Raw genomic sequence first — 23965 nt, 5'->3', positions numbered from 1 at the left:
AGATGTAACGAAAAAGTAACGACCCCGTTCCCGAGATCTGGGGATGCCGACACGAGCATGTACCCGTCGACTGCGCACTTGACACGCCGCCGGAGCGCCACCTAACGTGAGCCGCGAGGGCATGTTTCCGGTAACACCCTTGAACGCGATCAGCGATTCGAACCCCCACGCGATGACGCAGGGCTCAGCACCGAGACGGAGATGTCTCTGGCGCAAGCAGCGGTGTCGCCCAGCCGAGATGAGCGAGGAGAGCGCGCATGACCACGCCTCAGAGAGCCCGAAACCGTCGGCGCCAGCCGCAGCATCTGCAGCCACTGTCACCGACCCGGGCACGCATCGGCGCCCTCGCCGTCGCCGTCGGTCTGACACTCGCGAGCACCGCCGTTCCCGTCGCCGCGCGCGCTGATGGCCAACCCTCCCCCGTCATCCACTACTCGTTCGATGCGGCATCCGGCACGACCATCTCCGACGTGAGCGGCAACGGCAACGACGCCACCCTCCGCCAGAGCGGCGGAGAGGTCGCCGACGGAATGCTCTCGCTGCCCGGGGGGTCGCGCGACACCGGGGCCTACCTTGACATTCCGACGACGGCATTGGTCGGCAAGAAGGACCTCACCATCTCGACGTGGCTGTCCCCGAAGACCGGCGCCGCCAATACGGCGGCCGCCTTCATCGGCACCCCGCTCACCGGTGGAGCGTCGTTCTCCTCCGGCTACTGGCTGCTCAACCCGACGAACCCCGCAGGCTACGTCAAGTCGGTCGTCACGAACGCCACCGATGCCGGCGCCCCCTGGACCACCGAGGTGGGCGCTGGGGCGACCGCGGCGGCGACGACGGGTCTGCGCACCCCGGCCGGCCTCAGCCTGTACACGACGGTGATCGACGGCACGAACGGGCAGCTGCGGGTGTATGTGAACGGCACCCGCATCACCCAGAACGCGATCTCCCGCTCGGTCGCCTCGTTCGGCGACGCGCTGACCGCGACGCTGGGCCGCTCGACATACAACGACGCCAACTGGAGCGGGCTCATCGACGACTTCGCCGTCTACGGCCAGGCGATGAGCGACGCCGCCGTGCTGTCGCTGTACAACGGGCAGGCCCTCGACCGCGCTGTCGCCGGCGTTGCCGTTCCCGCCACCGCGACCGCCGACTTCGCCCTGCCGACGACGAGCGCGGGTGTTGCGGTGACCTGGCGATCCGATGCCGCCGCCATCGTCGTCTCCGGAGGCACCGCCGCCGTGAGCCGTCCCGCGGGAGGTAGCGGCGACGCACACGTCACCCTGACGGCGACCTTCACCGCCGGCACGGCCACCCGGGAAAAGGCCTACTCGGTCACGGTCCCTCAGCAGCTGACCGACCAGCAGCGGGTGTCCCAGGACATCGCGGCAGTGAGTCTGTCGAATCTCGACGACGTCCGCACGAACTTCTCCGTTCCCGCCACCGGCGCACAGGGCTCGACGATCACCTGGACGGTGACCGCGGGCATCAACATGGCCACCGTGCGCGACGGTGTCCGCCCCGATTCGCGCACCGTCGCCGTCTCCCGGCCGGCGGCCGGCGCCGCAGCCGCCACCGTCGAACTGACCGCTGTCGCTCGCAGCGGCGACGCCTCGGCGACCCGCACCTTCACGGCACGCGTGCAGCCGATGCCGGGCGGCTCAGCCATGACCGAGGCCTACTTCTGGACTTTCTTCACCGGCGAGGGCCAGGGCGCCGAACGCGTCAGCATCGCGGCATCCAAGGGCAATGACGCGCTCAGCTGGAACACTCTCAACAACGGACAGCCGCTCTTCTCCTCGACGGTGGGCACGCAGGGCCTGCGTGATCCGTTCATCCTGCGCTCACCCGACGGTGACAAGTTCTACATGATCGCCACCGACCTCAAGGTCGACGGGCTGGCCGGGGGCTTCACCACCGCACAGATCTCCGGCTCGCGCTATATCGAGGTGTGGGAGTCCACGGACCTCGTGACCTGGTCGGACCAGCGCCACGTGAAGGTGTCGAGCGACTACGCCGGCAACACCTGGGCGCCGGAGGCGTTCTGGGACGACGAGCTCGACACATTCGTCGTCTACTGGGCTTCCAACCTCTACCCCACGACCGACCCGGCCGACCGCACCGCCGTCACCTACAACCGCATGATGTACGCGACGACCGACGATTTCGTCACGTTCTCCGAGGCGAAGCCGTGGATCGACGTGCGCCGCGGCGCGGGACTCGGAGCGATCGATTCGACTGTGGCGAAGGTCGGCGACGTCTACTACCGCTTCACGAAGGACGAAGCGAGCATGACCATCCGCGAGGAGAAGTCCACGAACCTCCTGTCGACGGTCAGCGGGTCGCTGCCGGGTACGACCGGGTCCGCCGACCAGTGGACGCTGGTCCAGGATCGAGTGGCCAGCGGCCTGCCCAACGGCGAGCCCGGCGGGATCTACTCCAGCGGCGAAGGACCGAACATCTTCCCCGCCAACGAGGGCGATGTGAACGGACAGCGCTGGTTCCTGTTCATCGATCAGCCGAACTACCACGGCGGACCCAATCACTACGTGCCCTTCGGGACGACCAGTCTCGAGGGCGCTGCGTGGCAGCCGCTCGGTGAGAAGCTTCGCCAAGGCCTGCCGCAGAACGCGGACGGCGGCAAGCCGCGCCACGGCACGGTGCTGCCCATCACGCGCGCCGAGTACCAGCGGGTGCTGACCGCCTATGCGCCCGATGTCGCGGTGGCCTCCGTCGCCGCGATGGACCTCTCGACCACGGTGGGCACCGCGCCCACCCTGCCGCAGGCGACGCTCACGACGGTGAGCGGTCAGCAGCGCACGGTCGACGTCGCGTGGGACACCGTCGCCCCCGCGTCCTACGCGCAGCCGGGGACCTTCACGGTGCGCGGCGTCGCCCAGGACGATTCCCGGATGCCGGTGGAGGCCACCGTCACGGTGACCAGCGTCGTCCAGGTCACTGTCTCCACCACGTCACGCTGCGTCGCAGGCGCCGTCGTTCTGGTCGTCACCGCCGCGAACGAGGACGGCGCCCCGGCCACCGTCTCCGTGACGACGCCGTATGGCGCGAGGACGATCGCCCTGGCGCCGGGAACGACGGCATCGTCGGCATTCTCGACGCGCCTCGCGAGCATGCCGGCGGGGAACGTCTCCGCGGCCGTGACGCGCGAGGGGAACAACTCGACACTCGAGGTCGGCTACGCCGCGCAACGCTGCCGCTGAGAAGGCACGTCATTCAGTCGGTCGCCTGGTCCGCTGCGAGCTCAGCGATCAGCGCGAGGATGACCTCCTCCTCGGCGGGAACCCCCGTCTCGGCGAGGCGACCGCGAACGGCCTTGTCCACGGTGGCCGCGTTCTGACCGGCGACGTCGGCGCGCAGCTGGGCGATCAGCCCGTCCAGGCGCTCCTGATCCGATGTCTGGTGAAGGTCGAGCCGGGGCTCGTCCTGCGTCTCCGCAGGCGTCGTGTCGTCCGTGTCGCTCATCGCTGGGCCTCCTCGTCATCGCGAACCTGCTCGTCGGTGCGCAGGTCGGGATCGAGTCCGGCCTGGATCTCCGCGCTCTCCACGAACCCGTCGGGCACACCGTCGACGGGCTCTTCGGCCCGCGCCGAGGCCTCGCGCGTCTCGGCGTCGGCGACGGCCCCGCTCTCCCAGCCTCCGGCCGGTTCGGCATTGATCACGCCGTCCGGAAGTTCATCTCGATCGGTGCTCATGGCTTCTCCTCACATCGGTCGTCCCCACTGTGCGGGGCCGTGCGGCGACCGGCCAGACCCTTGACGGGGCCGGCGGCGGGAAGCTAGGAGACGATCGGTCACGCCCCTCGCGGAGGCGCCAACAGCGATCGGTGCTCGGGATGGGCCGCGAACCAGTCGGCGACGTACCAGCAGACCGGGCTGATGACGCGGTCGCCTCGGCCGGCGACCTCCTCGACGGCGCGCGCGACGATGTCGGCCGCGTACCCGTGACCGCGGAACGTGGGCACGGTGTAGGCCCGCGTCATCGCGACGGTGTGGCCGTCGTCGCGGTAGTCCAGCGCACTCACGATCTGCTCGCCCCGGCGCAGCGTGTACCGCGACGCTTCCGGCTCGTTGCGAAACGACAGCTCGTCGGCGGTTCCGGTCATATCCCTACGCTACGCCGCCACGCAGAGGGTGGGGCGCCGCTACGCGGAAGACAGCGAGCGCACCCACTCGTCGACCTCGCGCTGCCCACGCAGTCGCACGACGGGATCGCCCGCGGCGATGCGCGCCTCCATCCGGCGTTGCATCGTCGGATAGCTCGTCCAGGCCCAGCGGAGGATGTTGTCCTCCGGCTTCCACTTCAGCCACGAGCGCACGCGCTCGCGGTTGCCGTGCCAGAGCTCTTCGCGCAGGATGCCGCGACGAAGGGTTCGCCGGAGCACCCGCCACATCACGACGCGACGCGGGTGGTCGACCCACACCACGACGTCGGCCCCGCCGGGGGTACCGGGCTCCATGAGACCCCCCAGCCGTGAGTTCCAGTTGCCGTCCGCGACCCACCCCTCGGGGTGCGCCGCGAGGAACGCACGCACGCGCGTCTGCGCCTCGGCGAGGTCGCGATACGTCCACCCCGCGTCCCAGAAGACCTCGTCCAGCTCGAGCCGGGCACGGCGTGTGCGCGCCGCGACCTCCTCGGCCAGCCGCGACTTTCCCGATCCCGACGTCCCCACGATGCGGATGCGCGCGGGCGGGTGTGTCGGGGTGCTCACGACCATGCACTCTGTCACATTCCGTCATCTTGTGACGGCGGCATCCGTGCGGTTTGACACATCGCGACGCGGTTCGTCATAATCAGGCCCATGACTGACAACGCACGCACTCTGTCCGCCCTGGAGGCGAACGGACATGCCGGCATCATGATGATGCCGCGCGTTGCCATGTGTTGCCGAATGTGCCACTGACGGTGAACCCCGCCGGGTGCGCCCGCCGACGCTGACCCACCTCCGTCAGCCGGCCGCCACCCCCGAGCACCGCGCCGCGCACAACGCGAACGTCGGCTGTCTCGCACAGGCCCTCGCATCCCATCCGATGCGCATCTCGCACCGGGCCTCCCGCAACACACCCCTGAACCCGCTGCCGGGCCGTATGCCCCGGGTTCCGCCTCGAAGGACATTCCCGTGTCGAACACCGCTCTTCTTGCCTCGCCCGCTCCCGTCCGTCACCTGCGCGCCGTCCCCGACGTGCCGCCGCGTCGCGCCGTGGCCGCACCGACCGCGAGCGCAACCCCTCCCGCCGCGGGCACCGTCCCGGTCGGCACCGCGCCGCGCGGATTCGCCCTCTACGTCGGCATCGACGAGGCGAAGGCAGCCGCCGACGGCGTCTCGCTCTCCACGCTCGTCGAGGCCCTGCGCCGCACGCTCGGCGAACTCGCCCCGCACGCCGAGACCTATGCCACCGTCGCCCTGGCGCCCGCGTCCGCCGGTGGCCGGGACGTCGACGTCGTGCGCCTGGCGCTCCACGAGCCGAGCGCCGTCGCCCGCACCAAGCAGGACGAGCCCGAGGACGACCACGTGCCCGGAGGGGTGACGATCGACATCTCCCGCCGACGCGTGCACATCGAGGGCGAGGCCGCGCAGCTGACCTTCAAGGAGTTCGAACTGCTGCAGTACCTCGTGCTCCGCGAGGGCCGCACCATCGAACGCACCGAACTCGTCTCGTCACTGTGGAGCCACGCCGACGCCGACGAGGCACCCGGCGAGCGCACGATCGACGTGCACGTGCGCCGCCTGCGCTCCAAGCTCGGCCGTTACGAGGACATCGTCCGCACCGTTCGGGGCATCGGCTACCGCTTCGACCGCCACGCCGACGTCGTCATCCGCTACGGCCACGGCACGCCGTCGCCGGACCGCTTCTGATCCGCATCCACGCCAGCGCGTCGTGATGTCGGAGGCCCTGACATAGGGTGACGGCATGACCACGCGCGAGAGGATGCCGCCGCGCGCTGCGCAGCCGGCGACGCGCGACCCGCGACGGCCCTCACCGCGACCCCTCGAGAGCGAGTACCGGCCGCGTGTGCCCACCGACGTCGGGCGCGCCGTGCGCCCGCAGCAGCGCGGCGCCCACGATCCGTCGCAGCTCGAGCACCAGGGCGTCATCTGGCGGGCCACGCGCACGCCCGAGGGCGTCGCGACGCTGGCGTTGCGCATCGAGCGCGGACTCGTCCGCGCAGCGGCCTGGGGTGCCGGTGCCGCCTGGGCACTGCAGCAGCTGCCGCGACTGTGCGGCGCCGACGACGACCCGACCGGCTTCGAACCCCACCGGCATCCGCTCATCTCCGACACCCACCACCGGCACGGCGACCTCCGATTGGGCCGCACCGACCTCGTCTTCGACGCGCTGATCAGCGCCGTGTTCGAGCAGAAGGTGACCGGATTGCAGGCCTTCGGCGCCTGGCGGATGATCCTCACCTGGTGCGGCGAGCGCGCGCCCGGCCCCACCCCCCGACCGATGTTCGCGCCCCCGGCCGACTGGCACCTGATCCCCAGCTGGACGTGGCACCGCGCCGGACTCGAGCCGCCGCAGTCGCGGACGATCGTGGAGGCGGCGACGCGGCGCGCATCGATCGAGCGTGCCGCCCGCGATCCGGCATCCGCCGACCGCGCGGTGACGAGCCTTCGCGGCATCGGGGCATGGACCAGTGCGGAGATGCGCATTCGCGCCTTCGGAGACCCCGACGCCGTGAGCGTCGGCGACTACCACCTCTCGCATCAGGTGGGCTATGCGCTCACCGGCCGCCGCGTCGACGACGACGGGATGCTGGAGCTGCTCGAGCCGTGGCGCGGTCATCGCCAGCGCGTGATCAGACTGATCGGGCTGAGCGGCCGGATCGAACCGCGCCGGGGTCCCCGCCTCGCACCGGAGGACCACCGCGGGCGGTGATCGGGCGGCGATCCCGGGCCGACCTTCTACGCTGGTGCCATGACCCACAGAGGATGGCCACGCGGCCGGATCGGCTGGTCGATCGGCACCGTGGTGCTGCTGGGCGCGGGCGTGCTGTTCGGGCTGATCATGCAGAACGTGCTGCTCGGTGTGCTGTTGGCCGTGATCGTCTCGATCGGCTGGCTCATCGCGTACGAATCCTGGCGCGGGCGCACACCCGAGCTCGACGATCCATGGGACGACGGCGCGCAGCTGTGAGCGTGAGCCCTAACATGAGCGAATGATCGCGCGCTCCCGCATCCTCGCTTTCGGCTACCGCGCGGTGGCGTCGCTCGTCATCGTGATCGGCATCGCTCGGGTGTCGGGGCTGTGGACGGCGACTCCCACGTGGTCGGCCTTCCTCTACTACACGGTGCTCAGCAACGTGCTGTGCCTGGCGTGGATGGTGCTGTCGGCGATCACCACCCTCCGCGACGCACAGCGTGACGGGTGGATCGGCGCATCCACGCCGTCGCCGCGGTGGGCGGCGGCGGTGATGCACGCGATCACCGTCACGATGTTGATCTACCTCTTCGTGCTCGCACCCGCGCTGTTCACCCAGCCGGGCGCCTACCAGCCGTTCACGCTCACCGACAACCTCGTCCACATCGTCACGCCGATCCTCGTGATCGTGGACTGGGCACTGTTCGTCCCCAAGGGTCGCCTGGGCCGGTACGACCCGCTGCTGTGGGCGCTCATCCCCTTCGCGTACCTCGTGTTCGCGTACACCTACAGTGCGCTCGGGGGCCGCTTCGCGGGCGGCACGACCGTGCCGTACCCGTTCATGGACGTGGCGAGACACGGTGTCGGCGGGGTCGCCGCCTGGATCGTCGGCCTGACGCTGGCGCTGGTCGCGGTCGGCTACGTCTTCGTCGGATGCGACCGGCTGCTGGCGCGCGCCGTCACATCTCCTCGTGCGTCTCGGGATCCCCACCCCACAGACGACCCCGCTCCAGGGCGCTGAGCGCCGCGACCTCGTCATCGGTCAGGGTGAAGCCGAAGATGTCCGCATTCTCACGCTGACGCGCCGGCGTCGCCGACTTCGGGATGGGCGTCGAGCCGAGCTGGGTGTGCCAGCGCAGCACGGCCTGGGTGGGCGTGACCCCGTGCGCGGCGGCGACATCGGCGACCACCTGCTCGGCGAGCAGTTCGCTGCGCCGCGCCAGCGGACTCCAGCTCTCGGTGCGGATGCCGTGAGCGGCGTGAAAGGCGCGCAGCGCTGCCTGGGGGAAGTACGGATGCATCTCGACCTGGTTGACGGCCGGGGTCACGCCCGTCTCCTCGATCAGTCGGGTGAGCATCTGCTCCGTGAAGTTCGAGACACCGACCGAGCCGACCGCACCATCGCTCTGCAGATCGACCATGGCACGGAAGGTCTCGACGTAGCGGTCCACGCTGGGGTTCGGCCAGTGGATCAGGTAGAGGTCGATGCGCTGCAGGCCCAGACGCTCGAGCGACGCGTGGGCGCTGCGGATCGTCTCCTCGTAGCCGTGGTCGCGGCCCGGAACCTTCGTCGTCACGATGAGCTCGTCACGGATGCCGCTGCGGCGCACCGCTTCTGCGACCTCGGCTTCGTTCTCGTAGTTGACGGCAGAGTCCAGCAGGCGGTAGCCCGCATCGATGGCCGCTTCGATCGCCGCGACGCCGTCGTCGCCCTGCAGCTTGTAGGTACCGAACCCGAGCTCGGGAAAAGGCGTGCCGTCGTTCAGGGTGACCGTGGGGATCTTGACCATGCCTCCACGCTACGCCCGGCGGATGATCACCGTGCGATCAACTCCTCGATGACGCTCAGCACCCCGGCATCCGCATTCGAGGGCGCACGGAATCGTGCGGCGGCCACGACGTCGGGGTGGGCATCGGCCATGGCGTACGACCAGTGCGCGGCCCCGAGCAGCTCGAGGTCGTTGAGGTAGTCGCCGAACGCGGCGGTCTGCTCAGCGGTCACACCGAGCGCCACCTGCAGGGCGCGCAGCGCGACGCCCTTGTTGACGGTCGCGTTCATGATGTCGACCCAGTGGTGACCCGAGACGACGACCTGGTGGGTCTCGGCGAGATCGGCGAACGCGGGCGCGGAGTGCCGTTCGCCGCCGTCGAGGTCGTAGATCGCGAGTTTGAGGATCTGATCGTCCACAGCGAGCAGATCGTCCACGATCTGCCGACGCGCGTAGTACTTCTCGACCTCCGCGAGGAACCGAGGGTCGGTGTCCTCGACGTACGCCGACCGCTTGCCGCACACCACCAGACCGGCGCGCAGGCTGCCCGCCGCGACGGCGGCGCGCAGGCGCGCGACGACGGATGCCGCGACCGCCGGATCCACGGCGTCCGAGCTGACCTCGACGTCCCCGCGGACCACGTACGCGCCGTTCTCGGCGATGTAGTCGAGCTCGCCGTCGACGGCGGCGAACGTCTGCTGCAGCGTCGCCAGCTGGCGACCGCTGGCCGGGGCGAAGGCGATGCCCCGCTCGCGCAGCCGCCCCAGCAGCGACCACAGCCCGTCGGGCACCGACCCGTCGGGCAGCAGCAGCGTGCCGTCCATGTCGACGGCGATCAGGCGGATGTCGCGGACGGTCATGCCTCCATCCTTCCGCACGCCCTCCCTCGGCGCGGAGCCGGCCGGTGGGGATAACCCCACCCCGATTCGGGGGACCGCTCCCTGCGTCCGCGCCGTGGCGCGCCCTAGCGTGGAGTCATGTCAGAGACCGCCGCCCTGCCCCCGGCATCCGTGCCACACGCCGCACCCCCGCCGCCTGCGTCAACGGTGCCGGCCCGCCGTATCGGACTTCTCGCCCATCTCGGGGCCATCGCGCAGCTGGCGGCGATGGGGCTGGCGGGCACCGCGATCTTCAGCCTGCTCCTGCTGCTGCTGAGCCTCGGTGTCGGCCTTCTGCCCGCTCTCGGGGTCGGGGCGGTGTTCCTGGTGGCGTTCGTCTACACGACGTGGGCCACCGCATGGCTCGAATACGCGCGGGTCGACGGCCTCTACGGGTACGGCCTGCCCGCGCTGACGGCACGCCCTAGCGCCCACCCCGGGTTCACCGGGTGGCTGCGCAGCCTCTGGCAGCAGTTCACCGACGGCCCGATGTGGCGCGGCGTCGCCTCGGCGGGCATCTCGACGATCCTCGGGCTCGTCGTGCTGCCGATCGTCGGCGCCCTGTCCTCCAGCGTGGTGCTGCTGTTCGCTCCACTGATCGGCGAGGATGCCGCTCGCATCCCGGCCACGGACGTGCAGATCGGCATCGAGGCGGCCGTCCCGGTCGGCATCGTGGGCATCATCGTCAGCCTCGCGCTGTTGATCGGCGCCGCGCTCCTGCATGCGGTGCTCACCCGGGCGGTCCTCGTGCCGAGCCGTGAAGCGGTGCTCGTGGAGCAGGCCCGCACCGCCGGCACGCAGCGCGAGAGCGCGGTGCGCTCCGGCGAACTGGAGCGCACGCGCATCGAACGCGACCTCCACGACGGCGTCCAGCCGCGACTCGTCTCGGTGGGGATGACGCTGGGGCTGGCCCAGCAGAAGATCGACAGCGATCCTGCCGCGGCCAAGGCGCTGATCGATGAAGCCCACACCTCGACCAAGGCGGCGATCACCGAGCTGCGCCAGCTGGCCCGCGGCATCCACGCCTCCGTCCTCGACGACCGGGGCCTGGATGCCGCCCTCAGCGCCCTGGCCGCGCGATCGCACGTCCCCGTGACCCTCGACGTGCGTCTGCCCGATGCCGCCGCGGACCCGTCGAATCGGTGCAGCCGCACGGCCGAGGCCGCGGTCTACTTCGCCATCGCCGAGTCGCTGACCAACGCCGCCAAGCACTCTCGGGGCAGCGAGGTGCGCGTGACGGTGCGCCGACGCGATGGCGCCGATCAGGGCGCGCCGATGCTCTGGGCACGCGTCGAGGACAACGGCGTCGGCGGGGCCCGCGTGCTGCCCGGCGGCGGCCTCGACGGCATCGCGCATCGGATCGCGGCAGCCGGCGGGGTAAGCCGCCTCGACAGCCCCCACGGCGGTCCGACCGCTCTGGAGGTGAGTGTGCCGTGCGCATCCTGATCTGCGAGGATTCCACCCTGCTGCGCGAGGGTCTCGTGCGCCTCCTCGACGACGCCGGTCACGAGGTGGTCGCCGCGCTCCCCGAAGCCGGGGCGCTGATGGATGCCGTGGCCACCTCCACCCCGGATCTGTGCATCCTCGACGTGCGCCTGCCGCCCACGTTCACCGATGAAGGCATCCGCGCCGCGGTGCACCTGCGCGCCGCACATCCGGAGGTGGCCGTGCTGGTGCTCAGCCAATACGTCGAGGAGCGGTATGCGGGCGAGCTGATCAGCACGCAGTCCGCGGCGCTGGGCTACCTGCTGAAGGATCGCGTGGCCGATGTCGGCGATTTCCTCGATGCGGTCGAACGCATCGGCGCGGGCGCCACCGTCCTCGACCCCGAAGTGGTCGCGCAGCTGCTCACCCGCCGCGGACGCGACGCACGCATGGAGCGGCTGACCGAACGCGAGCGCAGCGTGCTGGCGCTGATCGCCGAAGGCAAGAGCAATCAGGCGATCGCACAGACGCTGTTCGTCACCGAGGCGAGCGTCGAGAAGCACATCACCTCGCTGTTCCAAAAGCTCGACCTCGAGCAGGACGAACACGGCAACCGACGGGTGCTGGCCGCCCTCATCCACTGGGAGAACGGAACGAACCGATGACCACCACCCTCACACCGCCTCCGCCGACCGCCGGCGCGGGCGGGCCATCCGCCGGCCGTCCCGACGGACCGCCGCGTCCGACCGGCCCACGCCCGGCGGCCCGCGTCGTGGCGATCCTGACGATCGCGCTCGGCGCCGCCCTGATCTTCGGCGCGTTCGCCACCTCGGCGCTCGGCGCGATCGCCGGCGCCGCGCGCGGCAGCGGCACGCTGACGGCGGATGCCGCGGACGTACGTGCCCTCACCGTCGACGTGGCCGCCGCGGATCTGAGCATCGTCTACGGCGGTGACCGCGCGTCGCTGGAGGTCGACGGTGCCGTCACAGACTGGCGCCTGCGTCGCGACGGCGATCGGCTCGTGGTCACGACGCAGCGTACGTGGTGGAGCGCGATCCGCCCCTTCGGGCGCAGCGACACCGCGGTGCTGACCCTCCCCCGTTCGCTGGAGCGGGTCGCCCTCGACGGCGATCTCACGCTCAGCGCCGGCGCGCTGCGGGTGCAGGGCACGTACGGGACGGTCGACGCCACCGTGAGCGCCGGATCGATGGAGCTGTCGGGGCGAGCGGCAGCGCTCACCGCGGACGTCTCCGCCGGGCGACTCGTCGTGGATCTCGCCGGAGTCGATCGCGCGGGCTTCAAGCTGAGTGCCGGGTCCGTCGAGGGCAGCCTCACCGAGTCCGCGCCCCGGACACTGACGGCGGACCTCAGCGCGGGCCGGCTCGCTCTCGTGCTGCCCGACGCGACCTACGCCGTGTCCACCGACGCTGCCGCCGGAGACGTGGAGAACCGTCTGCGCGTGGATCCGGACTCGCCGCGGCGGATCAGCGTGACGGTCTCGGCAGGGTTCGCTTCGCTGCGATCGTGAGGACGGGACCGTTTCCTGGCAGGACGGTATGCGAACGATATGCAGTCGGCGGACGAGCCCGCCACCGCGACCTCGCCGTTGTAACGTGAGTCATCGCCGAATCCGGACACCGACTCCATGAGCCGGAGGAGGCGACGCAGGACTCTCCCCCTGCGAATGTGGTGCAACGGATTGCAGGGCCGGTCGTCCTCTCGGACGGCCGGCCCACCGTCGTTTCCGGGGCTCGCGCGTCGATCTCGTCCGGCCATGTCTTTCTCACAGGACTCACGTCTGCACACCCGGCTCGCGGGCGCTAGCGTAAAGGCGTGAGCACTCCCATCGACGCCACCCGCACTCCCGCCTGGGCCGATCTGTCCGCACGCGCCGCGGATTTCGCCCCCGACCTCCGCGCCTGGTTCTCCGACGACCCGACGCGGGTCGAGCGGCTGACCTTCGACGCCGCCGATCTGCACGTCGACCTCTCCAAGAACCTCGTGGACGACGGCATCCTGACCTCGCTCCTGTCTCTGGCCGACGACGTTCACCTGGCCGACCGCCTCGCGGCCATGTTCCGCGGCGAGCACATCAACACGACAGAAGACCGCGCCGTGCTGCACACCGCCCTGCGCCGCCCCGCGGGCACGACGCCCGAGCTGGTCGTGGACGGTCAGCACGTGGATGCCGACGTGCAGGCCGTGCTGGACGCGATGAGCGCGTTCGCCGATCGCGTGCGCTCGGGCGCGTGGAAGGGTGTCACCGGCAAGACGGTCACCCACGTCGTCAACATCGGCATCGGCGGCTCCGACCTCGGTCCCGCGATGATCTCGACCGCGCTGGAGCCGTATGCGACCGCGGGGATCAGCGCGCGTTTCGTCTCGAACATCGACCCGTTCGACCTCGCCCACAAGACGAAGGACCTCGACCCCGAGACGACGCTGTTCATCGTCGCCTCGAAGACGTTCACGACCCTGGAGACCCTCACCAACGCACGTCTCGCGCGCGACTGGCTGTGGACGGGCCTGGCCGCCGCCGGGGCGATCGACGGCTCCGACGCGCAGAAGCAGAATGCCGTCGCGCACCACTTCGTCGCGGTCTCGACGGCCCTCGACAAGGTGGCCGACTTCGGCATCGACCCGGCCAACGCCTTCGGATTCTGGGACTGGGTGGGCGGCCGCTACTCGGTCGACTCCGCCATCGGCCTGTCGCTGATGGTCGAGCTCGGACCGGAGGCGTTCCGCGAGCTCCTCGCGGGCTTCCACGCGATCGACGAGCACGTGCGGACGAGCCCGTTCGAGCGGAACGTCCCCGTCCTCATGGGCCTACTCAACGTCTGGTACACGAATTTCCTCGGCGCGCAGTCGCACGCCGTGCTCCCCTACGCCCAGCAGCTCAGCCGCTTCGCCGCGTACCTGCAGCAGCTGACCATGGAGTCCAACGGCAAGCGCGTGCGTTGGGACGGCTCGCCGGTCACGAGCGACACGGGCGAGATCTTCTGGGGCGAGCCGGGCACCAACGGTCAGCACGCCTTCTACCAGCTGATCCATCAGGGCACCCGCCTGATCCCGGCGGACTTCATCGCCTTCGTGAACCCCGCGTACGACCTGAACGACGGCGGCCGCGACGTGCACGGCCTGTTCCTGGCGAACTTCCTCGCGCAGACCAAGGCTCTCGCCTTCGGCAAGACGGCGGAGGAGGTCGAAGCCGAGGGCACCACCGGCGCACTCGTGGCGGCGCGCACGTTCCCCGGCAACCGTCCGACGACGTCGATCTTCGCCCCCGCGCTGACGCCGCGCGTGCTCGGCGAGCTGGTCGCTCTGTACGAGCACATCACCTTCACGCAGGGTGTGGTCTGGGGCATCAACTCGTTCGACCAGTGGGGTGTCGAGCTCGGCAAGCAGCTCGCTCTGCAGATCGCTCCGGCCATCGAGGGCGACGAGACGGCGACGGCCGCGCAGGATGCCTCGACCCAGGCACTCCTGTCGTACTACCGCGCACACCGCGCCTGACGCGTCCCACCTCCGCGAGAAACCATCGCCGCGTCGAGAAACACGCGCCGGCGTGGTTTCTCGCGGCGGTCGTGGTTTCTCGCCGTCAGGCGAGGCGCGTGTGGAAGCGTTCGCCCGAGGCACTGAAGATGCTCAGCACCTCGGCGGGGCCATCGGCGGTCGCGCTGATCGAGTGCGGCAACCGCGTGTCGAACTCGGCGGCCTCGCCGGCGCCGAGCGCGTGCTCGCTGCCGTCGAGCGCCAACCGCACGCGTCCGCTCAGCACGTAGAGCCACTCGTATCCCTCGTGGATGCGGGCAGCGGGCGCGGCATCCGCCGGCGGATAGACGATTTTCAGCGCCTGCATCGGCGAGTCCTCGAGCGTCAGCGGCGCGATGACCATCCCGTCGCGACGCTCGATCGGGCGGTGCACGCGCGGGTCACGTGTCTCGGCGGGAAGGAGATCGTCGATGCGGATGCCGAGTCGACGCGTCAACGGCAGCAACAGCTCGAGGGAGGCTTGTCGCTTGCCCGACTCCAGACGCGACAGCGTACTCACCGAGACGCCCGCCGGCGTCGCGAGCTCCTCGAGCGTCCAGCCGCGTGCCTGCCGGGCCGCACGAAGGCGAGCGCCGACCTGATCGAGAGCGTGGGACATCTCCTCAGTTTGCCAATAACGCAATTCCGTTTGCAATCATCATCCGCACCTTCCACAGTGGACCTATGCAGAGCAGAGAGTGGGACGCGGTCGTCATCGGCGGCGGTGCGGCCGGCCTGAGCGCCGCACAGATGCTGGGACGTGCGCGTCGGCGCACGCTGGTGATCGACGGCGCCAGCCCGCGCAATCGCTTCGCCGCGCACCTGCACGGCGTCCTGGGGCACGACGGCATCGATCCCCAGGCGCTGCTCGCGCGCGGACGCGACGAGCTGGGCCGCTACGGCGTGCGCATCGAAGAGGGCGAGGTCGACGGCATCCGCGATGACGGCGCCGTGTTGCGCCCCACGCGCACCGACGGCACGGTCGACACCGCTCGCGCCGTCATCATCGCCAGCGGAGTGCGCGACCAGCTGCCGCCCGTCGCGGGGCTCGCCGAATACTGGGGACGCCATGTGCTGCACTGCCCGTACTGCCACGGCTTCGAGGTGGCGGGCAGCCGTCTCGGCGTGCTGGCGACCTCGCCGCAGAGCGTGCACCAGATCGAGCTGGTTCGGCAGTGGAGCGAGGAGCTCACCGCCTTCACGGGCGCGATCGAGCCCCTCGACGACGAGCTGCGGGTGCGCTGGCGGGCTCGCGGCATCCGCATCGTGCCGACCCCGATCGTCGCCCTCGACGGGGCGAACGGTGCGCTGCACGCGGCGCGGGATGCCGACGGCGAGATGCACGCGATCGATGCCCTGTTCGTCGCGCCGACGCCAGCGATCGACCTGGCGTTCGCCGACGCCCTTCGCCTCGCGCGCACCGACGCGCCCGGAGCGCCGCTGGCGGTCGACCTCCTGGGCACGACCTCGCATCCGCGCGTGTGGGCGGCCGGCAATGTCGTCGCGCCCTACGGCAATGTTCCGGTCGCGATGGCAGCGGGATCGATGGCCGGAGCCGGGGCGAATGCGGCGCTGGCCGTGGAGGACGGCGACCTGGCACTGGTGCAGCGCGCCCGCGAACGAGCCTCGGCGTGGGAGCAGCGCTACGCCGCCCGCGACAGCGTCTGGTCGGGTCACGTCAATGCGACCTTCGCCGAGATCGCCGCGGCGCTCCCGGTCGGCAGGGCCTTGGAGGTCGGCTGCGGCGAGGGGGCGGATGCCGTCTGGCTCGCCGAGCGCGGCTGGCAGGTCACGGCCGTCGACGTCTCGGAGACGGCGATCCGCCGCGGTGCGACCGCAGCGCGCGAGCGCGGACTCTCCGAACGGGTCACCTTCTTCGTCGGAAGCGGCGCCCCGGCGGCACCACTGGGGACGTTCGACCTGGTCAGCGCGAGCTTCTTGCACTCGTGGGAACCGGATTTCCCGCGCATCCCCCTGCTGCGCGACGCGGCCGAGCGCGTCGCCGTCGGCGGCCATCTGCTGATCGTGTCGCACGCCGCGGCGCCGCCGTGGTCCCGTCACGAAGACGACGGGCAACACCCACGGCTGCTGCCCCCGGAGGAGGAGCTGCGACTGCTCGACCTCGACCCGGAGGCGTGGGAGCCCGTGCGCGTGGAGACCCGCACCCGCGCCGCAACGGGCCCCGATGGGGAGCCGGGGACGCTCGAGGACGGCGTGCTGCTGCTGCGCCGGCGCTGACGGTCGACGACGCGGCCGTGCGTCGCCGTTACGACTCTCCGTGCGCCGCGGCCGCCGCAGCGGCGCGCGCGAGCCACGCGGGCGGGGTGCCGTAGCGCTGCGACGCGATGAGCCGCCCGGCCGCGCACTCCTCGACGAGCTGCGCGAGGCGGGCGCTCCGCGTCTCGGCACGGCGCGCGCCGTGCACCCAGTGGGCGCAGATGCGACGGTAGCCCGGGGTCGCGGCATCCCAGAACGACTGAGCGGCGGGAACGGCCGCGATCACGGCCAGCTCGTCCGCGTCGAGTTCATCGCTGGTCTCATACGAGTAGATCGCGGTGCGCTCCGGCCGGCGCCGCTCGAACGCTGCGAGGCCGGCCGGGTGCATGCGCCCCTGCGCGGTGAGCTTCTCGACCAGCGCGACGTTCACGGCGCTCCACGTCGAGAGGGCTTTGCGCGGTGTCCAGCGCTGGATGCGCGCGTCGTCGTCGAGTCGTCGACTCGTCGAATCGATCCAGCCGAAGCACAGCGCTTCGGCGACGGCGTCCTCCCAGAGCAGCCCCGGCTCGGGATGGGCCTTTCGGCGGCGCACCATCCAGAGCTCCGTCGCCGTGTCGTGGTTCTGTTCGAGCCACGCGCGAAAGGCCGCGGCATCCGCGAAGAACACCGGCTCGCCGTCGTCGACTCCCATGCCGCGACGCTAGCAGCGACTCCCGACCCCCGAGACAGATCGCCCGAAAGGTGGATGCCGATACATCCCCGGACCGACGACGCCGCGCCGGCTGCGGCGAAGACTGGAGGACATGCACGCGCCCGTCCTCTCCGCATCCGGCCTCGTCAAGCGTTACGGAGACCTCGTCGCCCTCGCCGGCGTCGATGTCTCCATCGACCCCGGCGAATCCGTCGCCGTCATGGGAGCCTCCGGCTCCGGCAAGACGACGCTGCTGCACTGTCTGGCGGCGATCATCGCCCCGGACGCCGGCTCGGTCGTCCTGTCGTCGCCGAACGGCGCCGCGGTGGAACTGGTGGGCATGACGGAGAATCAGCGCTCCGCCGTCCGTCGCAGCCAGCTCGGCTTCGTCTTCCAGGAGCACCTGCTGCTGCCCGAGCTGACCACCGTGGAGAACGCAGCCCTGCCGCTTCTGCTGCTGGGCACGCCTCGCGCCCAGGCCGAAGCCCACGCGGCGGGGTGGCTCGCGGCCCTGGGACTGGGCGGCATGGAGCAGCGGCGCATCGGACAGCTGTCGGGCGGCCAGGCGCAGAGGGTCGCGATCGCCCGCGCCCAGGTGACGGGGGCTCCGATCGTGTTCGCCGACGAGCCCACCGGCGCCCTCGACTCACGCACCTCGGCAGAGGTGCTCACCGCGTTGCTCGCGGCGACGACGGGGCAGGGCCGCAGCCTCGTCGTCGTGACGCACGACCCCGGCGTCGCGGCGCGCTGCTCGCGGACGCTGCACATGACGGACGGTCGCATCCAGGGGCCGGCGACGGCCGCGAGGGGTGGTGTCGCATGAGCCTGGCCACGACCGTCCGCCTCACGGTGATGCTCGCACGTCCGTCGCGGCAGGGTCGCGCGGCACTGGTGCTGCCGATCGTCGCGTTCGGCGTCACGACTGCGCTGCTGCTGGTCGTCGTCGGCGGGGTGCGCATGTTCTTCACCGATCCTCGCGCGGCCGCAGAGACGGAAATCGTCTATCGGGTGCTGAGCGCCCTGGCGCTCGTGCTGCTCACGGTGCCGATCGCGACGCTGGGCGCGGCCGCCGCACGCCTGTCGGCGCGCCGGCGCAACGACCGCCTCGCCACTCTGCGCCTTCTCGGGGCCGGAGCGGGAGAGGTCAGCGCGATGACGGTCGTCGAAGCGGGCGCGACCGCGCTGGTCGGCGGCATCCTGGGCGTCGGACTGTACGCGGCGCTGCTGCCGCTGGTGGGACTGCTGCCGTTCTTCGGCGGCCCCGTCGGCGCCGGGGCTCTCTGGACCGGCGCGGGCACGGCGGCCGGGGCGGTCGTGGGTGTCGTCGTGGTCGCCACGGCGAGCGCGGCACTGAGCCTGCGACGGGTACAGCTCACGCCGCTCGGCGTGGCGCGTCGCACCGACCCGCCACGGCGGCGCACGACGGCGCTCGTCTTCGGCGTGCTCGCGATCGTCGCCGTCGTGACCGCGGTGTCGAACATCAGCGCCATCGCACAGGTCTGGGGCGCCGCGGTCGGACTGGTCGTCCTGATGGGCCTGTTCGGGGTCGCGCTGCTGATCGTGAACGTCGTCGGCACACCGCTGGTCGCCGCTCGCGGACGCAGCCTCGCACGCACCACGTCGTCTCCGGCGCGACTCATCGCCGGGCGTGAGCTGTCGGCGCACGCGGCCTCGGCCTGGCGCCGGGTCTCGGGAATCGCGATGATCGCCTTCATCGCAGTGGTGGGCGGCTCGGGAGCGAGCCTCGTGGCCCTCGCCGGCGACGACGGGCAGACGGGGTCTCAGGCCGTGCTGTTCGCCGACATGCGCACGGGCGTGCTCGTGACACTCGGCGTCGGCTTCGCGCTGCTCGCGTGCTCGGTGGGGGTGACACAGGCCGCGTCCACGCTCGAGGACCGCGAGCTCATCGTGGGCCTGGATCGTCTGGGGATGCCGGGGCGCGAACTGCGCCGCGCCCGCGCGCACACCGTCATGGTGCCGCTGCGTTGGGCGGCGGTGGGGGGCGCGCTCGTCGGGGCCGCACTGGCGCTGCCGGTCGTCGGCATGACCGTGCTCGTCGCGCCCGTCTCCCTCGCCGTGATCGTGGGCACGTTCGTCGCCGGGATCCTGCTGGTGCGCCTGTCATTGCTCGCGTCCCGGCCGCTGGTGACGGCGATCCGCCGGGCAGCCTGAGGCGAGGACGGCGCAGAGCTCAGGCGAGCCGGGGTCGGTTCCACTGCCCCGGCTCGTCGAACTCCGCGTAGCGCACGTCGACGCCGTCGGGTCCGAGCGAGGCGGCGACGACCAGCAGCGACAGGGTCGGGTACCCGAAGGGACGGTTGTCGCGCACGATGGCGCGATCGTCGGTGGGTCCCAGTCCGCTCGTCAGCTCGAGAGTGTCGAGCCAGGGCTCCCACCAGTGCCCGTCGATGGCAGCCGGCGCGCTGAAGGCCTCGCGCCACGCCGCGATGCGCGCCGTCGCCTCGTCGTCGACGTCGTCATGCGCGACCATGTGGATGCCGGGAGCAAGCTCCACGTGCCGCAGCGCGCCGCCGTCCCACATGGTGACGCGGGCACCGGCCGGCGTCGCCTCGACGAGGTTGAATCCCTGCGCGTGCGGCGGGTCGTCCGGGCCGCGACCCGCGACGGCGTCCAGGACGATCCGACCGCGGGAGACGGGCGGCTCGCCGTCGGGGTCGGCAGCCAGCACGTCGGCGCGGTTGAGGATCACCGCGACGCGGCCGTGCTCGGCATCCGCGGCCAACCACGCACCACCGGCACGACGGTCGCGCACGCCTCGCACAGCGGGAAGCTCGGGCCACCACGGGCCCAGCGGATCCCACGAGCGCGCGGGATCCTCGTCGCGGACGGCGAGCAGCCGCACGGGTGCGCCGTCGTCGTGCGGAACGTGGACGATGACGGTGCACACGGTTGCTCGAGACCTCTCCGTCCGCTCCTCGTGGCCCCGCCGTCGGGCGTGGCAGGATCGGACCATGTTCGTTGTGGTGGGCGTGACGGGCGGCATCGCCGCGTACAAGACGGTGCATCTCGTGCGCGCCCTCGTGACCAACGGGCACGAGGTGCACGTTGTTCCCACCGAGGACTCGCTGCGCTTCGTCGGGACGACCACGTGGGAGGCCGTCAGCAGGAATCCTGTCACGACCAGTGTCCACGATGACGTGGCCCGCGTGCGCCACGTCGCCCTCGGCACGTCGGCCGAGCTCATCATCATCGCCCCTGCGACCGCCAACACGCTCGCGAAGATGACCGCAGGCATCGCGGACGACCTGCTCGGTGTCACGCTGCTGGCCACGAGAGCCCCCGTCGTCGTCGCCCCCGCCATGCATACGGCGATGTGGGAGCATGCCGCGACACAGGCCAACGTCGCAACGCTGCGCGCACGCGGTGTGCACGTGGTGGGGCCTGCCGACGGTCCGCTGACCGGCGGCGATAGCGGGCCGGGGCGCATGGTCGAGCCGGAGGAGGTCCTCGCGTCCGCCCTCGCCGTCGCGGCGCCCTCTACGGCGCCCTCCTCCTCGTCGACCGACCTCACGGGCGTGCGGGTCGCGGTGTCGACCGGTGGGACGCGTGAGCCCATCGATCCGGTGCGCTTCCTCGGCAATCGCTCCAGCGGCCGCCAGGGTGCCGAGCTCGCCCTCGCCGCCGCCGACCGCGGCGCCGACGTCGTGCTCGTGGCGGCGCACGTCGACGAAGGGGTGCTCGCCGCGGCATCCCGTCACACGCGCATCACGATGGTGCGCGTCGGCACGGCCGCCGAACTCGAGGCGGCGATGACGGATGCCGCGGCCGGTGCCGATGTCGTCGCGATGGTCGCCGCGGTCGCCGACTACCGCGTGGCGGAGGTCTCGCGCGAGAAGCTGCGTAAGGAGGACGGCGTGCCGCGGCTGGAGCTGGTGACCACCCCCGATGTGCTCGCGGGGCTCGTCGCGGCGCGCCGGCCCGGGCAGACGATCGTCGGTTTCGCAGCCGAGACGGCCGACGACGACGAGGAACTGCTCGCCCGGGGGCGGCGCAAGCGGGCGCGCAAGGGCGTCGATCTCTTGGCCGTGAACCGGGTCGACGAGGATCACGGTTTCGAGATGGCCGACAACCGGGTGCTGCTGCTCGATGCGTCCGACCAGGTCGTGACGGATGCCGCGGGCACCAAGCGCGAGGTCGGCGACGCGATCTGGGACGCGGTCGCCAAGATCCGCTGACGGTGAGGGCCCACCGCGTTTCGACTCGTCGCTGCGCTCCTCGCTCAACGACCGAGGTCATCCGCCCCGGTCGTTGAGCGCGCGCAGCGAGTCGAAACGCAGAGCGCAGCGGGTCGAAACGCCGCCGTGTCAGGCCTTCTTCTGCACGTCCAGCAGCGGGGCGCCGTGGGTGACGGGGCCGAGCTTCACCGGGTCGACGGTGTCGAACGTGTCTCCGTTGAGGACGATCACCGGCGTGATCAGCGGGTAGCCCGCCTTCTCGATCACGGCACGATCGAAGGTCACCAACGGCGTGCCGGTCTCGACGCGGTCGCCGTTCTTCACCTTCACATCGAACCCCTCACCCTTCAGGTTGACGGTGTCGATGCCGACGTGGATCAGCACCTCGGCGCCGTTGTCCAGCTGCAGGCCGAAGGCGTGACCGGTCGGCTGCGCGGCGACAACGACACCGGCGCCCGGTGCGTAGACGGTGGTTCCGGTCGGCTCGATCGCCACGCCGGGCCCCATCACTCCGCCCGCGAACACGGGGTCGGGCACGGTGTCGAGCGGCACCACCGTGCCGTCCAACGGTGCCGCGACCTGGATCAGCGCGCCCACTGCGGCGGTACGCTCAGCGACCGCGGTGGCCGTCTGCGCTCCTTCACCGGCCACACCGGCCAGTTCCGCGCCTCCGGCGACCGCCGGGATGATGTCGCGCGCCGCACCGGGGGCGACGGATGCCGCACCCGCCGTGGCCGCGGCAACGGCCGCACCCGCCGGCTCCGGGTTCTTGTACCCGGAGATCATGACGAGCACCATCGCGACGACGAAGGCGCCGGCGACGGCGACCAAGTAGAGCCCGATCGGGTTGAACGCGGGGATCGTCAGCAGCGACGTGAAGACGAACGCCTGCGTCGTGATGCCGTGCGGCAGGCCCAGCAGGAGCGATCCGACGCCGATGATCAGACCACCCGTGAGGCAGCCGACGAGCATGCGCGGATAGATCCTCTTGTACCGCAGGTGGATGCCGTACAGCGACGGCTCGGAGATGCCGCCGAGAAGGCCCGCGGCGAGCGCGCCGGTCGCCGTCTGGCGCATCTGCTTGTCCTTCTCGCGCCAGGCGAGCACGAGCACACCGGCCGTGGCGCCGAAGCACGCGAAGTTCCACGCACCCATGGGGCCCTGGATGAAGTCGTACCCGAGGGTCTGGATGTTCAGCAGCATGATGGCGTTGATCGGCCAGTGCAGGCCCAGCGGCACCATGAAGGGGTAGGCCAGCGGGATGACGATCGCGAAGATGAACGGTGAGAACGTGTTGATGGAGCTCAGCAGGTTCGCCAGGGCCGCGCCCGCGTAGACGCCGATCGGGCCGATGAGGAACGCCGTCAGCGGAATCATGACGAGCATCGAGATGAACGGCACGAAGATGAGCTGGATGTTCTCGGGAATGACCTTCTTCAGCCCCTTGTAGACCAGGCCCAGCACGGCCGCCATCAGCAGCGGCGGGAACACCTGCGAGCTGTAGTCGAAGATCGTCAGCGGCAGGCCGAACACCTGCACGGTCGTGATCTGCGAGCCGAGGAAGGTCGTCTGCACGGCATCCGCCGTCTTGCCGAGCCCCGCGAATCCGGGAAGCATCGTCACGGCCATGATCGCGAAGCCCACCCACGGGTCGGCACCGATCTTCTGCGACGCGTTGTAGGCCACCATCAGCGGCAGGAAGATGAACACGCACTGCCACATGAGGTTGACGAAGGCCCACGACGGCGGCAGCACGACACCGGGCGCGTTCCACGCCGGAATCCAGCCGAGCGTCGCGGCCAGTGCCATGAACGTGATGAACAGCGAGGCACCGAGGAGGGCGCCGAGGATGGGGCGGAAGGAGTCCGAGAGGAACTCGAACAGCGTGTCGAGCCACGCGTTCGTGCCGCGGGGGCCCTTCGCGCGCTCGCGCGCCTTGATGTCGGCGTCGCTCTCCCCCGCGCCGGCGGCGGATGCACCGCCGGCCATGACGGGCAGCGCCATGATCTCGTTGTAGACGGTCTGCACGCCGCCGCCGATCACGACCTGGAAGCGGTCGCCGGCCTGCGGGACCGCGCCGAGCACTCCCGGAATGGCTTCGACGGCGGTCTTGTCGACCTTGTCTCCGTCGTTGAGCTGGAAGCGCAATCGTGTGGCGCAGTGGGTGAGACTCGCGATGTTTCCGGGTCCGCCGACGGCGTCGACGATCTCGGATGCCGAATTGGATGCCATTTTTTCGCCTCTTTTTCGTTATGCGACGTCCTGTCGATGACGATCTGTCGCAGGCGACTCTATATCGCCGCCAGGACAGCGGACAGGGCCCGGACCGTGGCAAACGGCCCGGAGGAAATGCGGCCCGACGGGCGGTTGGCGTACAGGT

General features: G+C 70.9%; 23 protein-coding genes. 13 read left to right on the top strand and 10 right to left on the bottom strand.

From position 1 onward, the window contains the following. The first annotated feature begins 257 nt into the window (after positions 1-257). On the top strand, positions 258-3218 hold the full coding sequence (locus PP359_RS11645; RefSeq protein ID WP_499250655.1) for an immunoglobulin-like domain-containing protein: 2961 nt from the start codon (positions 258-260) through the stop codon (positions 3216-3218). Between the two features lie 13 nt (positions 3219-3231). On the opposite strand, the gene PP359_RS11640 is transcribed toward PP359_RS11645, so the two are convergent. From PP359_RS11640 to PP359_RS11625, 4 genes are all read right to left on the bottom strand, one after another. After that, on the bottom strand, positions 3232-3480 hold the full coding sequence (locus tag PP359_RS11640; RefSeq protein ID WP_036320633.1) for a hypothetical protein: 249 nt from the start codon (positions 3478-3480) through the stop codon (positions 3232-3234). Further along, entirely contained in the window at positions 3477-3710 is a 234-nt protein-coding gene (locus tag PP359_RS11635) for a hypothetical protein (RefSeq protein WP_295776370.1), read from the bottom strand. Before PP359_RS11635 ends, PP359_RS11640 begins: the two co-directional genes overlap by 4 nt. A gap of 98 nt (positions 3711-3808) precedes the next feature. Next, positions 3809-4120: a GNAT family N-acetyltransferase gene (locus PP359_RS11630; RefSeq protein WP_039413629.1), complete on the bottom strand. Its 312-nt coding sequence runs from the start codon at positions 4118-4120 to the stop codon at positions 3809-3811. Between the two features lie 39 nt (positions 4121-4159). Beyond that, entirely contained in the window at positions 4160-4726 is a 567-nt protein-coding gene (locus tag PP359_RS11625) for a P-loop NTPase family protein (protein WP_499250654.1), read from the bottom strand. A gap of 408 nt (positions 4727-5134) precedes the next feature. Here PP359_RS11625 and PP359_RS11620 point away from each other — a divergent pair, with 408 nt between their 5' ends. The 4 genes from PP359_RS11620 to PP359_RS11605 are packed head-to-tail and all read left to right on the top strand — an operon-like array spanning position 5135 to position 7899. Then, positions 5135-5872: a winged helix-turn-helix domain-containing protein gene (locus PP359_RS11620; RefSeq protein WP_036320657.1), complete on the top strand. Its 738-nt coding sequence runs from the start codon at positions 5135-5137 to the stop codon at positions 5870-5872. Positions 5873-5927: 55 nt separating this feature from the next. Then, a complete protein-coding gene (locus tag PP359_RS11615) occupies positions 5928-6896 on the top strand; it encodes a DNA-3-methyladenine glycosylase family protein (RefSeq protein ID WP_135950073.1) in 969 nt (322 codons plus the stop codon). Between the two features lie 39 nt (positions 6897-6935). Continuing rightward, positions 6936-7154: a hypothetical protein gene (locus tag PP359_RS11610; protein WP_039413617.1), complete on the top strand. Its 219-nt coding sequence runs from the start codon at positions 6936-6938 to the stop codon at positions 7152-7154. A 22-nt stretch (positions 7155-7176) separates the two neighbouring features. Continuing rightward, complete coding sequence (locus PP359_RS11605) at positions 7177-7899, top strand: Pr6Pr family membrane protein (protein WP_294947052.1); 723 nt, start codon at positions 7177-7179, stop codon at positions 7897-7899. On the opposite strand, the gene PP359_RS11600 is transcribed toward PP359_RS11605, so the two are convergent. Then, entirely contained in the window at positions 7838-8668 is an 831-nt protein-coding gene (locus tag PP359_RS11600; RefSeq protein ID WP_112931790.1) for an aldo/keto reductase, read from the bottom strand. The two genes, PP359_RS11605 and PP359_RS11600, sit on opposite strands and share 62 nt — an antisense overlap. Positions 8669-8694: 26 nt before the next feature. Continuing rightward, entirely contained in the window at positions 8695-9507 is an 813-nt protein-coding gene (locus tag PP359_RS11595) for a Cof-type HAD-IIB family hydrolase (protein WP_036320671.1), read from the bottom strand. Between the two features lie 117 nt (positions 9508-9624). Between PP359_RS11595 and PP359_RS11590 the strand changes: the two genes are divergently transcribed. From PP359_RS11590 to pgi, 4 genes are all read left to right on the top strand, one after another. Continuing rightward, entirely contained in the window at positions 9625-10971 is a 1347-nt protein-coding gene (locus PP359_RS11590) for a sensor histidine kinase (RefSeq protein WP_499250653.1), read from the top strand. After that, on the top strand, positions 10959-11615 hold the full coding sequence (locus PP359_RS11585; RefSeq protein WP_499250652.1) for a response regulator: 657 nt from the start codon (positions 10959-10961) through the stop codon (positions 11613-11615). Before PP359_RS11590 ends, PP359_RS11585 begins: the two co-directional genes overlap by 13 nt. Further along, the gene (locus PP359_RS11580; RefSeq protein ID WP_499250651.1) at positions 11612-12478 is read left to right on the top strand and encodes a hypothetical protein; all 867 of its coding nucleotides are present in this window, start codon (positions 11612-11614) and stop codon (positions 12476-12478) included. Before PP359_RS11585 ends, PP359_RS11580 begins: the two co-directional genes overlap by 4 nt. A 305-nt stretch (positions 12479-12783) precedes the next feature. Beyond that, positions 12784-14463: a glucose-6-phosphate isomerase gene (gene pgi, locus PP359_RS11575; protein ID WP_112931795.1), complete on the top strand. Its 1680-nt coding sequence runs from the start codon at positions 12784-12786 to the stop codon at positions 14461-14463. Between the two features lie 85 nt (positions 14464-14548). Here pgi and PP359_RS11570 read toward each other — a convergent pair whose 3' ends face one another. After that, positions 14549-15100: a helix-turn-helix domain-containing protein gene (locus PP359_RS11570; RefSeq protein WP_135950064.1), complete on the bottom strand. Its 552-nt coding sequence runs from the start codon at positions 15098-15100 to the stop codon at positions 14549-14551. Between the two features lie 65 nt (positions 15101-15165). Here PP359_RS11570 and PP359_RS11565 point away from each other — a divergent pair, with 65 nt between their 5' ends. Beyond that, the gene (locus tag PP359_RS11565) at positions 15166-16719 is read left to right on the top strand and encodes an FAD-dependent oxidoreductase (protein ID WP_499250650.1); all 1554 of its coding nucleotides are present in this window, start codon (positions 15166-15168) and stop codon (positions 16717-16719) included. Between the two features lie 28 nt (positions 16720-16747). On the opposite strand, the gene PP359_RS11560 is transcribed toward PP359_RS11565, so the two are convergent. After that, positions 16748-17389: a YdeI/OmpD-associated family protein gene (locus PP359_RS11560; protein ID WP_036320692.1), complete on the bottom strand. Its 642-nt coding sequence runs from the start codon at positions 17387-17389 to the stop codon at positions 16748-16750. A 112-nt stretch (positions 17390-17501) separates the two neighbouring features. Between PP359_RS11560 and PP359_RS11555 the strand changes: the two genes are divergently transcribed. Together PP359_RS11555 and PP359_RS11550 are read left to right on the top strand one after the other, a co-directional pair. Continuing rightward, positions 17502-18212 (top strand): ABC transporter ATP-binding protein, encoded by a 711-nt coding sequence (locus PP359_RS11555; protein ID WP_499250649.1) that lies wholly within the window; start codon positions 17502-17504, stop codon positions 18210-18212. After that, entirely contained in the window at positions 18209-19561 is a 1353-nt protein-coding gene (locus PP359_RS11550; RefSeq protein ID WP_135950061.1) for an FtsX-like permease family protein, read from the top strand. The genes PP359_RS11555 and PP359_RS11550 overlap by 4 nt, the downstream gene beginning before the upstream one ends. Before the next feature lie 19 nt (positions 19562-19580). Here the strand turns inward: PP359_RS11550 and PP359_RS11545 are convergent, their stop codons facing one another. Beyond that, positions 19581-20297, bottom strand: coding sequence for an NRDE family protein (locus tag PP359_RS11545; protein WP_499250648.1), 717 nt, complete (start codon positions 20295-20297; stop codon positions 19581-19583). A gap of 64 nt (positions 20298-20361) precedes the next feature. Between PP359_RS11545 and coaBC the strand changes: the two genes are divergently transcribed. After that, positions 20362-21585, top strand: coding sequence for a bifunctional phosphopantothenoylcysteine decarboxylase/phosphopantothenate--cysteine ligase CoaBC (gene coaBC, locus PP359_RS11540; RefSeq protein WP_499250647.1), 1224 nt, complete (start codon positions 20362-20364; stop codon positions 21583-21585). Positions 21586-21714: 129 nt separating this feature from the next. Here coaBC and PP359_RS11535 read toward each other — a convergent pair whose 3' ends face one another. Beyond that, positions 21715-23817 (bottom strand): glucose PTS transporter subunit IIA, encoded by a 2103-nt coding sequence (locus tag PP359_RS11535; RefSeq protein ID WP_112931802.1) that lies wholly within the window; start codon positions 23815-23817, stop codon positions 21715-21717. Between the last annotated feature and the right edge of the window lie 148 nt (positions 23818-23965).

Source organism: Sphingomonas sp. BLCC-B65 (assembly GCF_028550675.1).
Classification (GTDB): domain Bacteria; phylum Actinomycetota; class Actinomycetes; order Actinomycetales; family Microbacteriaceae; genus Microbacterium.
This window is presented reverse-complemented; position numbering and strand designations above follow the sequence as displayed.